The organism is Microbacterium gawkjiense, from assembly GCF_031932225.1.
GTDB lineage: Bacteria > Actinomycetota > Actinomycetes > Actinomycetales > Microbacteriaceae > Microbacterium > Microbacterium gawkjiense.
The window spans coordinates 361,711-375,556 of sequence record NZ_JAUZVV010000001.1 but is presented as its reverse complement, the minus strand read 5'-3'; the positions used below and the strand labels follow the sequence as shown (position 1 = coordinate 375,556).

Here is a 13,846-nt window from a genome sequence, read left to right as displayed (position 1 = left end):
ATGCAGCTGTTCCGGGGGCTGTCCGTCATCGCCGCCGTCGCCGTCCTCGCTCTCACCGGGTGCGTCTCGACGGCGGAGCTGGAATCCGAGACGTCACCGACGCCGACACGGACGGTCGACCGCCCGCCCGCGGAGCCCGCATCCTGCACGCGCGAACGCAGCGTCGATCTTACGGTCGCGAACTCGACGGACGGGCTGCCGGGCGTCGATGAGGTGGCGTCGATGGAGTGGACCCTGGCGGGATACGAGCGAGGCGAGGGAGCGTGTGCCCCGGAGGGAACCTCGGAGAGCGCGACGACAGTCTGCTCGCCCGTGATCGGAGACTCCCCGGCGTTGTCGGCACCTCTCGATGACATGTTCGCGGCGGGGTCGCTCCGCCAGACCTCGGCTCGCGTGCGGGTCGACATGACGACCGGCGCGGAGTTCGCCTATGCCGCGTCGACCTGGCGGTTCCCCTCGGCGGCGGATGCCGCTGCCGCACCGTTCGTGGGCCTGATCGCCGCGTGCGACGACGTCGTCACATCGACGGACGACGACCGTCGCCGATGGGAGCTGTACGACGGCGACGAGCCGCACCTCCGACTGACCGTCGACGGCGCCGACGTCCTGCTGTTCCGGAGCCTCTCCGTCGCCGCCGAGGGCGAGGAGGGTGAGATCATCGGTCTTCCGTCCACACGCTCGGGTCTGCTGTCGCTCGCGGCGGTCGACGACCTCGAGGAGTGGTGGCTGTCGAACACCGCGCCCGACGAGCCCTGACCCGGGCTCAGGCGACCTGCTGGCCGCACATCCCGCACACGCCGGTCGCGGAGACCTCGACGAAGCAGTCCGGGCACATCGCCCGCACCACGTCGAGCGACGCTGCGGGCCGCTTGGGGGCGGCGGTGCGCTCGGGCCGTGCCTTGGCCGCCGAACCGCGGGCCCGCCCGGGGCTCGCGACCGACGGCGGGGGCGGCGGGGCGGTCTTCGGGGCGTGCTCGGCGCAGTAGTACCGCACGAAGCCGGCGTGATTGTTCGGATGCCGGTGCTTGACGACCCACAGTTCGGTGCGCTCGCGCGGCTCGCTGCCGGCGGGGCAGCTCACGCAGCGGGTCGGTTCGCCGGGCACCGCGTCGGCGGCGAGGACGGGCGTCTCGAACGGAAGAGCGTCCCGCCAGTCGGAGGATCTCGTGATCTTCATGCGGGTGTCCTTCCGCGGCGCTCGTCGGGGGTGAGAGCCGCCCTACAAGCTTCGCACGACGGTGACGGGTTCGGGCGCCCCGGAGGGCGCGACCGGGCGCGACATCGGCTTGGCCCGCCGCAGTGAACGGAGCAGCGGATGACCCACGAGAGCGAGGCCGACGACGGTCGTGACGGCCCGCACGGTGTCCCAGCCGGCCGTCGAGGTGACGAGCGAGTAGAGCAGGAAGCTCGCGAGGTTCTCGGTCAGCGGCGCGCCGGGGACGTAGGAGATGGACGTCCCCGCCCCGACGGCGAACGGCCAGAACCAGAGGTTCATGACCAGGCCGAACAGGTACGACGCGATCACCCCGTACCCCGCCAGCATGACGACTTCGCCGCGCCCCCGCACCCGCGCCGGCAGGAGAGCGGCGCCCGCCGCGACCCAGCCGCACGCGAACATCTGGAACGGCAGCCACGGCCCGACCCCGCCCCACACGAGCGACGACAGCAGCAGCGACGCGGCGCCCAGCAGCATCCCGAACCGTGCGCCGTAGGCGCGGCCGGCGAGGATCAGCAGCACGAACAGCGCCTCGACGCCGCCGACCCCGGTTGACGCGAGCCGGATCGCGCCGCCGATCGCGGCGAGCGTCGCCAGCAGCGCGAGCGTGTGGGCCGACCGGATCGACGCGTCGACCGCCGTCGCGACGAGCACGACCGCGAGAGGGGCGAGCGCGAGGGCGATGACGGGCGCCGCGGCCTGCGCCTGCGACGGCAGCGCGGCCGCGACCAGCGGCCAGGCGAACGCACCGGCGGCGAGCAGGTTCGCGGCGAGCAGCACGAGTCCGCGCGAGCGCGGGCGGGCGAGCGCGGCATCCGATCGTTCGCGGATCCGGACCACGTCGCGGGATTCGGATGCCGGGGGCACGTTCGATCCGAATCCCGCGACGATCTCCGAATCCGACGGCAGGCCGCCCGGACGCAGCACGCCGCCGTCGATCCGCACCGCGCGATCGGCCAGCACGCCCGCGAGCTCGGCGTCGTGCGTCGCGAACACGACGGCGGCGCCGGCCTCGGCGGTGCGCACGAGCGCCGCGGCGACGAGCGCGCGGGCGGCGGGGTCGAGGCCGCGCGTCGGCTCGTCGACGAGCAGGGCCGCGGGTCGCCGGGCGCACTGGATCGCGATCGCGAGACACCGTCGCTGGCCGGCGGACAGATCGAGCGGATGCCGCCGGCTCAGCGCCGTCGCCGCGGAGGACTCCGCGGGCACCCCGATCAGGTCGAAGAACACCGCGGCGGTGCCGGTCGTGCGGGCCCGACGGTCGGCATGACGGCACTCGGCCTCGACCGTGTCGCGCACGAAGAGGTCGTCCGAGGCATCGGGCACGAGCGCGACACGGCCCGTCGCCCGGGCCCCCGGCGCGCCGAGGGCGAGCGCCGTGAGGAGGCTCGACTTGCCCGCGCCGTTCGGTCCCTGCACGGCGACGATTTCGCCCGCCGCGACGCGGAGGTCCGCGGCGTCGACCGCGGTCCGCGCGCCGTGGCGGACGGTCAGCCGGTGCGCCTCGAGAACGGTCGCCCCGACCTGCCGCGCGCCCGAACGGGGCAGCGGCACCTCCTCCCGCCGCCCGACGCCGACGACGCCGTCCGCGACGCCCGCGAACTCGTCCGTGCGGTGCTCGGCGACGACGACGCACACGCCCGACCGGCGAGGGAGATCCGTGAGCAGCGCGACGATCCGGGCGCGGGCGGCGGTGTCGAGATCCGCGAGCGGCTCGTCGACGAGCAGCAGTGCCGGGGCGTCGACGACCGCGGCCGCGATTGCGACGAGGGTCGCCTCGCCGGCCGAGAGCTCGCGCACGCGGCGGTCGAGGAGCGCCGTCACACCGACGCGCTCCGCGACCTCGGCGACCCGCGCATCGATCTCAGGCGTCGCCGCACCCCGCAGCTCGAGTGCGAGGCCGATCTCGTCGCGCACCCGTTCGGCCGCGAAGCCCTGACGCGGATCCTGCAGCACGGTCCCGACCGACCGGGCGGTGTCGCGGGGGAGCCGGGTGTCGCGCGGCATCCCGACCACGTCGACCGTCCCGGCGCTCCATCCGCCGTCGGTCGTCGTGTGCAGACCGGCGAGTCCGCGCAGGAGGGTGCTCTTGCCGGCGCCGGTGGGACCGACGACGAGGGTGAGCGTGCCGGCGGTCAGGTCGAGCCGGTCGACGGCCGCGATCGTCCGGTCGCCGAAGCCCCACGCGGCGCCGTCGAGGCGCACGACGGGGTCGGCCTGCGCGACCGCTCCCGCGCCGGCGTAGCCGCGCAGCTCGAGCGCCGTCCCGAGGGCGACGGCCCGCTCGAGCGTGCGTTCGAGCACCGGGGCGAGCAGCCGCACGCCGGCGCGCTCGCCGCGAAGGCGCGCGGCCCGTCGCGCGGCGCGCACCGCGTCGGCCAGCGCCGGAAGCGTCGCCCAGGCGAGCGCGAGGGCGCGCGCGAGCCCCTGCAGGGGACCGCGGCGCGCCGCACGCGCGAACAGTCGCGGCGCGTCGAGCACCGCGACGAGCGCGCCGACGATCAGGAGCGGCACCGCGATGGGCAGAGCGGATGCCGCGGCCTCCGCGATCCCGCCGGCGGTCACCGGGCCGAGCACCTCGACGTGCGCGAAGGGTGGGGGCAGACGCCAGGACGACAGGTCGAGGAGGAGCGTCCCGTCGCCGTCGGCACCGCCGAACAGGACGCGGTACAGCACCCGGACCACGACGAACCCGGCCGCGACGGCGGCCGCGGCGCGCAGCGGTCCGGGTCGGAAGGTCACGGCGTCGGCGCCGCCGGTTCGCCGTCGAGCGAGAAGAGAAGTTCGAGGCTCTCGCCGGGCGAGAGCTGCAGGGTCGCGATGCCCTCCTGCGCGAAGCCCCACTCCGCGTCGGCGGACGGGCGCACCCACAGGCCCCAGTACGCGAAGCCGGCGGGCATGCTCTCGCAGGACTCGACGTAATCGGGGTCCTCGGTCGAGCCGACCGGCTCGTCGGCCGACGGCTGTCCGTTCACGCGGCAGACGATCTCGTCGCCGTACTCGGTCGTCCCCTCGAGCTCGACCCCGGCGGCGGCGAGGGCGTCGGTCGCGGCGATCGGCTCGTCGGCCGGCACGCACGTGTCGAGCGCGACCTCGTCCGCGCCCGGCAGGTTCCCGCCATCGACGATGACCGTCACCCCGGAGTCGGCGGTGCACGTCGCGGCGGACGGCGCCGGCGACGGCGAGCCGGGATCGGCCTTCGGCGCGGCGGGCGCGCAGGCGGACAGGGTGAGCGCCAGCACGGCGGCGGCGAGGGCGGGGAGGGCGCGGGACATCACCGCTCCAGGGTAGGGGTGTGCGGCTCCTCGCGACGGCGCGTGTGACGCTGTGCGGCATCCGCTCGGCTCGGCCCCGCGCGTAGGCTGGCCGGGTGACCGTCTCCGAGCTCTTCGACCCGGCGGAGTGGACCGCGGCGCCCGGCGCCGAGGCCTACACCGACATCACCGCGCACGTCTCGACGGACGGGCGGATCGCGCGCATCGCGTTCGACCGGCCGGAGGTGCGCAACGCCTTCCGCCCGCACACCGTCGACGAGCTGTACCGCGCCCTCGACGCGGCGCGGCAGGACCCGAGGATCGGCGTCGTGCTGCTGACCGGCAACGGTCCGAGCCCGAAGGACGGCGGGTGGGCGTTCTGCTCCGGCGGCGACCAGCGCATCCGCGGTCGTGACGGCTACACCTACGCCGCTGACGATGCGACGACTCCGGACCCCGCGCGGGCGGGACGCCTGCACATCCTCGAGGTGCAGCGCCTCATCCGGTTCATGCCGAAGGTCGTCATCGCCGTCATCCCCGGCTGGGCGGCCGGCGGCGGGCACTCGCTGCACATCGTCTGCGACCTCTCGATCGCCAGCGCCGAGCACGCGCGTTTCAAGCAGACCGATGCGGATGTCGGGTCGTTCGACGCGGGCTACGGCTCGGCGTACATGGCGCGTCAGGTCGGCCAGAAGGTCGCGCGCGAGGTGTTCTTCCTCGCCGAGGAGTACTCGGCGCAGCGCGCGTACGAGATGGGCGCCGTCAACCGCGTCGTGCCGCACGCCGACCTCGAGCGCGAGGCGATCTCGATGGCCCGGACGATCCTCGGCAAGTCGCCGACCGCGATCCGCATGCTGAAGTTCGCGTTCAATGCGATCGACGACGGGATGGTCGGCCAGCAGGTGTTCGCCGGTGAGGCGACGCGGCTCGCCTACGGTACCGACGAGGCCGTCGAGGGCCGCGACGCGTTCCTCGAGAAGCGCGACCCGGACTGGTCGCCGTACCCGTACCACTCCTGAGTCCCGCGATGCAGCTGCGCGCGCTCGACTCCGCCGATCCCCGCGCCGTGCTGCGCGCGCTGCGGTCCGCGGTGCTCGGTGCGGGGCCCGCGGTCGCGCTCGGTGCCGCGTCGGACCTGCCGGACGAGGTGCCCGCCGGAACCGCGGTGGTCGTCACGACGAGCGGATCGACGGGCTACCCCAAGTCGGTCGCGCTCAGCCGGTCGGCACTGACCTCGTCGGCGCTCGCGACCGCCGAGCGGATCGGCAGCGGCGCCTGGCTGCTCGCCCTGCCCGCGACCTACGTCGCCGGCGTGCAGGTCATGGTGCGCGCGCTCGTCGCAGGGCGCGACCCCGCGATCCTCGCAGGCTCGTTCACGGCGCAGACCTTCACCGCCGCCGCATCGGCGATGGCCGCAAGCGAGGGCGGGCGCCGCATCCCGACGTACACGTCGCTCGTGCCGGCGCAGGTGCAGACGCTGGTCGAGGCGGGGGAGCGGGATGCCGCGGTCGCCCGCGCGTTCGCCTCGTTCGAGGCCGTGCTCGTCGGCGGGCAGGCCCTCCCGCCCGCGCTCGCCGAACGGGCCGCGGCCCTGGGCGCCCGGATCGTCCGCACCTACGGGTCGACCGAGACGAGCGGGGGCTGCGTCTACGACGGGCGGCCCCTCGAGGGCGTGCAGGTGCGGATCGCAGACGGTGAGGTGCAGCTGAGCGGCCCGACGCTCGCCGACGGCTACCTCGGCGACTCCGAGCTCACCGCCGAGGTGTTCGTGCGCGACGCGGACGGGACGCGCTGGTACCGCACGGGAGACACCGGTTCCGTCGAGGACGGCGTGCTGCGGGTGGCGGGGCGCCGCGACAACGTCATCGTCTCGGGCGGGGTGAACGTCTCGCTCGACCGGGTCGAGCGGGCCGTGCGCACCGTGCCGGGGCTCGAGGCCGCCGTGATCGTACCGACGACGGACGAGCGGTGGGGGGCGGCATCCGTCGTCGTCCTCTCGCGGGCGGCGCTCGCCGACCGGAGCGAGCCCGATGTGCTCGAGGAGGCGCGCCGGGTCGTCGCCGCGGCGATCGGGGCGCCGGCGCGACCGCGCGAGCTGCTCGTGCTCGACGCCGTGCCGCTGACGACGAGCGGCAAGCCCGACCGGGCGCTGCTCCGACGGCTGCTGGCGGAGGACGAATAGGATCCTTGCTCGTGGCCGCATCCCGAAAGACCTCCCGTAAGCCCGCCGCGAAGCGCTCCGGTTCGCGCGGCAACCCGGCGAAGGCGCGCGTCTCGTCCGCCCCGCCGAAGCCCGCCCCGGTGACGGCGCGCGACTGGATCGGCGCCGCGCGGCTGCGCACCCTGCCCCTCGCGATCAGCCCGATCCTCGTCGGCACGGGCGCGGCGATCGCCGTCGGCGCCGGGTTCCACTGGGTGCTCGCGCTGTGCTGCCTCGTGGTGGCGGTGTCGCTGCAGATCGCGGTCAACTTCGCGAACGACTACAGCGACGGCGTCCGCGGCACCGATGACCACCGGGTCGGCCCCACCCGCCTCACCGCCTCGGGACGCGTCGCGCCCCGCGCCGTCCTGATCGCGGCCCTTCTCTTCTTCGGGATCGCGGCCGTCACGGGCCTCGCGATCGTCATCCGCACGCAGTTCTGGTGGCTGCTCGCCGTGGGCGCGGTCTGCATCGTCGCGGCGTGGTTCTACACCGGCGGCAAACGTCCGTACGGCTACTTCGGCCTCGGCGAGCTGTTCGTCTTCGTCTTCTTCGGCCCCGTCGCGGTCATCGGGACGACGTTCGTGCAGGCGGGGTCCGTGCCGCAGGAATCCTGGGTGCCCTCGATCGCCGTCGGCGCCCTCGCGTGCGGCGTGCTCGTGACGAACAACCTGCGCGACATCGACCAGGACCGCGTCGCCGGCAAGCGCACGCTGACCGTGCTCATCGGCAAGCGCGCGTCGCAGGTGCTCTACACCGTGTTCATGCTCGTGCCGTTCGCGGTCGTGCCGGTGCTGGCGGTCTTCTACCCGGTGGCGTGGCTGTCGCTCATCGTGCTGCTCGCGACGCTGTCGGCGACGCTCATCGTCTGGACGTACCGCACCCCGCGGGAGCTCATCGTCGCGCTGCAGCTCAGCTCGCTCGCGTCGCTCGCGTGGAGCGGGTTCATCCTCTGGGCGTACGTCGCCTGAGCGTCAGTTCGCGGCGTCCTCGACGGCTTCGTCGCTCTCGGCACGCTTGCGCGCCGCGCGGGTCTCGGCGATGCCGGTCGAGACCTCGTCGAGGGGGCGACGCAGGAAGAGCATCGAGAGGCTCAGTCCGATCAGGGCCGCGAAGATCGCCGCGAGCCAGTACTGCTCGCGCAGCACCGGGAAGAGCATCATGATCCCGAACGGGACGAAGAAGGCGAGCAGCCGCAGCAGCGCGTAGACGAAGGCTGAGCGGGCGCGCATACCGCCATTCTACGGCCGTGCACCCGGGGGTTCGCCCGGGCCGCCTCGGGCCGCGGGCGCGCACCTAGGATGGAGGAATGGCGCGCGTGTACCTCGTTCTGGCGCTGCTGCTGGCCGCGTTCTGGGTCTACAGCATCGTCGATTGCGCCGTGCAGTCCCCGACCCGTCACCGCGGGGTCAGCAAGCCGATCTGGCTGCTTATCGTGATCCTGCTGCCGGTCGTGGGCGGCATCCTCTGGTTCGTCATCGGTCGTTCGCGCGCTTCGTCGAACCGGGTGGTCTTCCGCGCCCCCGACGACGACCCCGACTTCCTCGGTCGCCTCAACACGACGAGCGATCAGGACGAGCGCATCCGCCGCCTCGAGGAGGAGCTCGCCGCCCTTGACTCCGAGGCGCCCGACCCGCGCGAGCGCCCCGTCGACCCGCCAGCGGACGACGACTCCGACGAAGAGTCGCGCGGGTCGCGTTCCTGACATGACGCGCGACGGATCCGGCCGTGCGCCCGCGACCGACGCCGCGGCGGCGCTGCTCGGCCGGTTGATCGAGCGCGGGCTGCGCCACGTCGTCCTCTCGCCGGGCTCCCGCTCGCAGGCCCTCGCGCTGGTCGCGGCCGAACTCGAGTCGCGCGGCCTCATCCGGCTGCACGTGCGCATCGACGAGCGCGTCGCCGGGTTCACCGCGCTCGGCATCGGACGCGAGAACCGGATGCCGGCGGCCGTGATCTGCACGTCCGGCACCGCTGTCGCGAACCTCCTCCCCGCCGCGCTCGAAGCGCACCACTCCGGTGTGCCGCTGCTGCTGCTGACCGCGGACCGCCCGCCCGAGCTGCGCGGGGTCGGCGCGAACCAGGCCACCCGTCAGCCGGGGATGTTCTCGGGCTTCGTCCGTCTCGAATCCGACCTGCCGGTCGCCGAGGTCCTGTCCGACGCGATCGACGGCGACGAGGTGGCGCCCTTCCGCGCCGCCGCCGACGAGGGGTGGGATGCCGCGGTGGGCGCCGGATCCCGCGTCGCCGGGCCCGTGCACCTCAACGTCCCGTTCCGCGAGCCGCTCGCCGGTGCGCTGCCGGAGTGGCTGTTGTCGTCGACGGGAGTCGTCGCGGCATCCGACCCTGCGGACGCCGCCGACGGGACCGCCGAAACGGAGTGGGGCGCGCACTACCAGGGCGGCGGGGGCGTCGGCGCGGCGCTCCAGGTCGCCGGTGCGGAGCCGGTCGTGCTCGAGGCGGGGCCGCGGACGGTCGTCGTCGCGGGCGCCGATGCGGGGACGGATGCCGAGCAGTTGGCGCACGAGGGCGGGTTCCCGCTCATCGCCGAGATCGTGAGTGGCGCGCGCTTCGGTCGGCACCTCGTGCACGGGTACCGGCGTTTGCTGTCCGACCCCGAGCTCGGCGGCCGCGTCGAGCGGGCGGTCGTGTTCGGGCACCCGACGCTGAGCCGCGAGGTGGCCCGGCTGCTGAGTCGCGCGGACGTCGAGGTGCTGGCGGTGCGCGGTCCGGGCGAGCAGCTGAACCTCAACGGCACGACGGTCGCCGTGGACGGCGTGACCGCTCCGTCGGCGGCCGCGGACCGGGAGTGGCTCGGAGCGTGGATGCGGGCGTCGCGGGAGCAGATCGTCGACCTCAGTCCCGCCGCGCCCGATGCCGATGCGCTGTCGTCGCCGGTGCCGGCCGAGCGGTTGGGGGCGATCTCGGCCGAGCTCGGCGCGATCCGCGCGCCCGTCGATCGGGCGGTTCTGGTGGATGCCGTGTGGCGGGCCACGTGGCCGCACGACCGGCTGCTGTTCGGGTCGTCGCGGCTGGTCCGGGTGGCGGACGAGATCCTCGGCGGCAAGAAGGTGCCGGTGCACGCGAACCGCGGGCTCGCCGGCATCGACGGCACGGTCGCGACAGGGCTCGGGATCGCGGCCGCCTCGCAGCGCGGTGCGACGCCGGGGGTCACGCGGGTGCTGCTGGGCGACCTGGCGTTCCTGCACGACGTGGGGGCGCTGCTGCATCCTCCGTCCGAGGGGGAGCCGCGGATCCAGGTCATCGTCGGCAACGACGGCGGCGGGACGATCTTCGACGGTCTGGAGGTTGCCGGGATCGCCGGTGCCGAGGCGTTCGACCGGGTGCAGTTCACGCCGCAGACGGCACGGATCGAGGAGGTCGCCCGCGCGTACGGGTGGGAGTACCGCCGGGTGACGACGCGGGGCGCGCTCGACCAGGCGTTGACGTCGCCGGCCGGGGGCCGCCAGATCATCGAGGTGCCGCTGACGCGGTAGCCGCGGCATCCGCAAGACCGTCGCGCGCAGGTCTCCGGCAGGGCAGGATGTGCCGCATGAGTGCTGACGATCACTGGACCGGGTCTCCGTCGACGCTGTTGCGCGTGGGGGCGGGGTTCCGCCTCGCCGATGTCGACCCGGCGTCGACGCCCGGGTACGACGGCGACAAGAAGTCGGGGCAGGCGGATCTCGCCGCCGCGGCGGAGGAGTTCGATCAGTTGCAGGAGCGGCTGTACGCGCAGAGTCGCACGCAGTCGGATGCCCCGTCGGTGCTGCTCGTGCTGCAGGCGATGGATTCGGCGGGCAAGGGCGGGATCGTTCGGCATGTGATCGGCGCGACGGATCCGCAGGGCGTGCATCTGAAGGCGTTCAAGAAGCCGACGCCCGAGGAGCTGTCGCACGACTTCCTGTGGCGGATCGAGCGGGAGGTTCCCGAGCCCGGGTACATCGGGGTGTTCGACCGGTCGCATTACGAGGACGTGCTGATCGGTCGGGTGCGGCAGCTCGCGGCTCCCGAGGAGATCGAGCGCCGGTATGGCGCCATCGTCGACTTCGAGGACGGGCTGGCGGCGCGCGGTGTGCACCTCGTGAAGATCATGCTGCACATCTCGGGCGATGAGCAGAAGGCGCGTCTGACCGAGCGGCTCGAGCGTCCGGACAAGCACTGGAAGTACAACCCCGGCGACGTCGACGAGCGGGAGCTGTGGCCGGCGTACATGGACGCGTATCAGGCGGTGTTCGATCGGACGTCGACGGATCGCGCGCCGTGGTTCGTGGTGCCGGCGAACCACAAGTGGTACGCGCGGTTGGCGGTGCAGGCGCTGCTGATCGAGGTCTTGGAGCGGATCGATCCGCAGTGGCCGGCGGCGGACTTCGACGTCGAGGCCGAGAAGGCGCGGCTCGCGGCGACCTGAGCGGTCAGTCGAGGTGCGAGCGGATGGCGCGGACGACGGCGTCGGGCCGCTCGACGGGGGCGAAGTGCCCGCATCCGGGGATGACGTCGAGGCGGACGTCGGTGAAGTGGTCGGGCAGTCTGTCGGCCCAGTCGGTCGGGAACAGCGGGTCGGCGCCGGGCCACAGCATCGTCGTCGGAACGGTGATGGGGGCCGTGTCGGCGGTGTAGCCGCGGTTGGCGACGTACCACTGCAGGCTGGCGGCGAACGCGCCCGGCCGTGCGTAGGCGGCGATGATCTGGTCGAGGTGCGGCGGGGGCGCGGCATCCGCTCGCCAACTGCTCCAGGTGTGGGTGAGGTAGGTGCGGACGGCGCGTTCGTCGCCGTCGATGAGCTGGGTGGCGACGGGGTCGCGGTGGAAGTGCTGGTACCAGAACACAGACGCGAGGGCAGGGGATGCGGCGCGGTCGCCGATGCCCGGGTAGGCCGGGGTGAGGACGGCGCCGTGGAACCGGCTCGGGTCTGCGCGGAGGGCGGCTTGGGCGATGCGGCTGCCGATGTCGTAGCCGACGATGATGACGCCGCTCGTGATCCCGGCTTCGTCGAGTTGCGCGAGGACGCGTTCGGCGTGCGATTCGGCGGTGGATGCCTCGACGCTCGGGATGCCGTCGAACCCGGTCCCCATGCCGAGGAGGTCGGGGGTGAGGGTGCGGTGGTCGGTCAGGTCGGCGGTGACCGCGTCGTAATCGGAGGGGAGTCCCGGCCAGCCGTGCAGGAGGACGACGGTGCGGTCGTCGCGGATGTCGGTCGTCATGGCGGCACCCTACAGATCGTCGCGGACGTCGCCGATGACGCGGTCGATCCAGTCGCGGCGGGGCAGGGTGGGGATCGCGTCGCGGGGGAACCAGGCGATCTCGAGCAGCTCGTCGCCGTCGGGTGTGGCGTCGCTCGTGAGTCCGCAGTCGTAAGCGGTGGTGACGTATCCGACCTGATCGCCGTTGGGGTACGTGACCATCATCGGTTCGCCCGCGTAGACCCCGACGATGCCGCGGATGCGGACGCGGGCGCCCGTCTCTTCGAGGACTTCCCGCGCGAGGGACTCGGCAGGCTCCTCCCCGGGCTCGACCCCGCCGCCGATGAGGCTCCAGAGTCCGGAGTGGCGGTGGCGGGCGAGGAGGAAATTCTGCCTGTCGCGGATGACGGCGGTCACGCCCGGCAGGAGCAGGAAGTCCGTGCCGATGCGCGCGCGGAGGGAGGCGACGTAGTCGGACATCGGCATTGGTCGAGTGTAGGCAGTGGGCCGTGGCGGCGAGGCGCGGCGGGACGCGCTTGTTCGCGCCGCGGGCGTCAGAAGGGCGCGGGTTCCGCTGGGGTGGGCGGTGGTGGTGGTGCGGCAGGGCTGAACGCGACCGCGGGGATAGGTGCGTCTTCTCTGTAGGTCCTGCCGAGGGGTGAGGTCCATTCCAGGACGCCACCCTTGAGTTGTCGCACTCTCCACGCGGTGAACTGCTTCATGGAGTGATGCCTCTGGCACAGGTGGGCGAGGTTCGACAGTTCGGTTCGTCCGCCGAGGGCGTGGTCGTGGGTGTGGTCGACTTCGCAGCGGATCGCCGCGACGCGGCATCCGGGGAACCGGCAGTGCTGATCGCGGGCTTGCAGGAACCGTCGCATCCCGGACGGGACACGGTACGAATCGGTCGACACCGTGACCGCCGTGGTCGGGTCGTGGAACAGACGCTCCCAGATCTGAGTACCGCCGGCGAGCGTCCGGGCGGTGGCGGGGTCGATCGGGGACCGGCCGGTGAGGTCGCAGGGCCCGTCGTCTTCTCCGGTGAGGGTGGCGGCGGGGACGAGGACCTGCACGCGTGCGCGGATCGCTCCGAGCGGGCCGGCGGTGGTGTCGCGGGTGTCATCCAGGGCCGGGGTCCCGGCGAGGAGGAGGTCGGCGAACACGTCAGCGCGGACCTGGTCGATGGAGCGCTGGTCGGTGGCGATGATCGCGGCGGCGTCATCGTCGTTGCCCTCTTCGTCACCAGTGAGTGTCGTGGCGGCGTCCCCGAACGCAACACCCGCACCGCCGCGAGCGGCAGTCCGTTCGTCACGGGTGTCGATGATCGCCCTTGCCTGCTGCGTCAATCGGTCGCAAATTCCTTCGGCGATCACCGTCGGCAAGGTCGCGACCACGTCGGACATCCCGTCTCGTCCGGGCACGATCCGGACGTACCGCCCAGCGGCAGCTTCCTCATGCCGCTCGGCGAACGAGCGGGGATGCATCCGGTGCGCGAGGACCTCCAACTCGCCCCGCACCCGGTTCGGGGTGTCCTTCTCGCATCGGCTGATCGCGATCTGTTCGAACTCCGCCCACATCTCCGCAGGCAGGCTCGTCCCGGTCTCCAGGATCGCGATCGCGTGCCCGCGGATAATCCGCCCCTGCTCCCACGCCTCGACCGTCGCCGGAAACCCTTCGACCAGAGTCCGCGCCTCACCGATCCGGCGTTGGACGGTCCGATCCGTCACGCGCATGACCCCGCCGACCTCGGCCGCGATCGACCGCAGGGCCATGTCGTGGACCTGCACACGCGCGTTGCGCTGAGCAGTCTGCGCCTCCGCCAACCGCCCTGCAGCGGCCAGCGCCCGAAGCTCCCGGACCTGCACGCGCGCCAACTCGACGGCCACAGCCCCAACATCAGCGACGATGCCCGCCAGGGCGGCGAGATAGTCCTCGCCACCGGGGGTTTCCGCCGCATCCGCCATACCTGAACTCTGCCACCCACCACCGACATCCACCC

Annotated in this window: 14 protein-coding genes; 7 read left to right on the top strand and 7 right to left on the bottom strand. The window is 73.3% G+C overall.

Annotated elements, in window-relative coordinates:
* Entirely contained in the window at positions 1–756 is a 756-nt protein-coding gene (locus Q9S71_RS01870) for a hypothetical protein (protein ID WP_311861669.1), read from the top strand.
* Positions 757–763: 7 nt separating this feature from the next.
* On the opposite strand, the gene Q9S71_RS01865 is transcribed toward Q9S71_RS01870, so the two are convergent.
* The 3 genes from Q9S71_RS01865 to Q9S71_RS01855 are packed head-to-tail and all read right to left on the bottom strand — an operon-like array spanning position 764 to position 4,491.
* Positions 764–1,177 (bottom strand): glucose-6-phosphate dehydrogenase, encoded by a 414-nt coding sequence (locus Q9S71_RS01865; protein ID WP_311860195.1) that lies wholly within the window; start codon positions 1,175–1,177, stop codon positions 764–766.
* Between the two features lie 42 nt (positions 1,178–1,219).
* Positions 1,220–3,958, bottom strand: coding sequence for an ABC transporter ATP-binding protein (locus tag Q9S71_RS01860; RefSeq protein WP_311860194.1), 2,739 nt, complete (start codon positions 3,956–3,958; stop codon positions 1,220–1,222).
* A complete protein-coding gene (locus Q9S71_RS01855; protein ID WP_311860193.1) occupies positions 3,955–4,491 on the bottom strand; it encodes a hypothetical protein in 537 nt (178 codons plus the stop codon). The genes Q9S71_RS01860 and Q9S71_RS01855 overlap by 4 nt, the downstream gene beginning before the upstream one ends.
* 95 nt (positions 4,492–4,586) lie before the next feature.
* Here Q9S71_RS01855 and Q9S71_RS01850 point away from each other — a divergent pair, with 95 nt between their 5' ends.
* The 3 genes from Q9S71_RS01850 to Q9S71_RS01840 are packed head-to-tail and all read left to right on the top strand — an operon-like array spanning position 4,587 to position 7,641.
* Positions 4,587–5,489: a 1,4-dihydroxy-2-naphthoyl-CoA synthase gene (locus Q9S71_RS01850; protein ID WP_311860192.1), complete on the top strand. Its 903-nt coding sequence runs from the start codon at positions 4,587–4,589 to the stop codon at positions 5,487–5,489.
* Between the two features lie 8 nt (positions 5,490–5,497).
* Positions 5,498–6,652 carry an AMP-binding protein gene (locus Q9S71_RS01845; protein ID WP_311860191.1) on the top strand — a complete coding sequence of 385 codons (1,155 nt, stop codon included), beginning with the start codon at positions 5,498–5,500 and terminating at the stop codon, positions 6,650–6,652.
* 11 nt (positions 6,653–6,663) lie between these two features.
* Positions 6,664–7,641, top strand: coding sequence for a 1,4-dihydroxy-2-naphthoate polyprenyltransferase (locus tag Q9S71_RS01840; protein WP_311860190.1), 978 nt, complete (start codon positions 6,664–6,666; stop codon positions 7,639–7,641).
* A gap of 3 nt (positions 7,642–7,644) precedes the next feature.
* Here the strand turns inward: Q9S71_RS01840 and Q9S71_RS01835 are convergent, their stop codons facing one another.
* A complete protein-coding gene (locus tag Q9S71_RS01835) occupies positions 7,645–7,902 on the bottom strand; it encodes a DUF4229 domain-containing protein (RefSeq protein ID WP_311860189.1) in 258 nt (85 codons plus the stop codon).
* A gap of 77 nt (positions 7,903–7,979) precedes the next feature.
* On the opposite strand from Q9S71_RS01835, the gene Q9S71_RS01830 reads away from it, so the two are divergent.
* Genes Q9S71_RS01830 through Q9S71_RS01820 form a run of 3 tightly spaced genes read left to right on the top strand, consistent with a single transcriptional unit; the run spans position 7,980 to position 11,078 of the window.
* Positions 7,980–8,375 (top strand): PLD nuclease N-terminal domain-containing protein, encoded by a 396-nt coding sequence (locus Q9S71_RS01830; protein ID WP_311860188.1) that lies wholly within the window; start codon positions 7,980–7,982, stop codon positions 8,373–8,375.
* A 1-nt stretch (position 8,376) separates the two neighbouring features.
* Positions 8,377–10,164, top strand: a complete 1,788-nt coding sequence (menD, locus tag Q9S71_RS01825) for a 2-succinyl-5-enolpyruvyl-6-hydroxy-3-cyclohexene-1-carboxylic-acid synthase (protein WP_311860187.1) — start codon at positions 8,377–8,379, stop codon at positions 10,162–10,164.
* Between the two features lie 56 nt (positions 10,165–10,220).
* Complete coding sequence (locus tag Q9S71_RS01820; protein ID WP_311860185.1) at positions 10,221–11,078, top strand: PPK2 family polyphosphate kinase; 858 nt, start codon at positions 10,221–10,223, stop codon at positions 11,076–11,078.
* A 4-nt stretch (positions 11,079–11,082) separates the two neighbouring features.
* Here the strand turns inward: Q9S71_RS01820 and Q9S71_RS01815 are convergent, their stop codons facing one another.
* The 3 genes from Q9S71_RS01815 to Q9S71_RS01805 form a co-directional block, all read right to left on the bottom strand.
* On the bottom strand, positions 11,083–11,871 hold the full coding sequence (locus Q9S71_RS01815; RefSeq protein WP_311860184.1) for an alpha/beta fold hydrolase: 789 nt from the start codon (positions 11,869–11,871) through the stop codon (positions 11,083–11,085).
* A 9-nt stretch (positions 11,872–11,880) separates the two neighbouring features.
* Positions 11,881–12,336 carry an NUDIX domain-containing protein gene (locus tag Q9S71_RS01810; protein ID WP_311860183.1) on the bottom strand — a complete coding sequence of 152 codons (456 nt, stop codon included), beginning with the start codon at positions 12,334–12,336 and terminating at the stop codon, positions 11,881–11,883.
* Between the two features lie 68 nt (positions 12,337–12,404).
* Positions 12,405–13,811, bottom strand: a complete 1,407-nt coding sequence (locus tag Q9S71_RS01805; protein WP_311860181.1) for an HNH endonuclease signature motif containing protein — start codon at positions 13,809–13,811, stop codon at positions 12,405–12,407.
* Between the last annotated feature and the right edge of the window lie 35 nt (positions 13,812–13,846).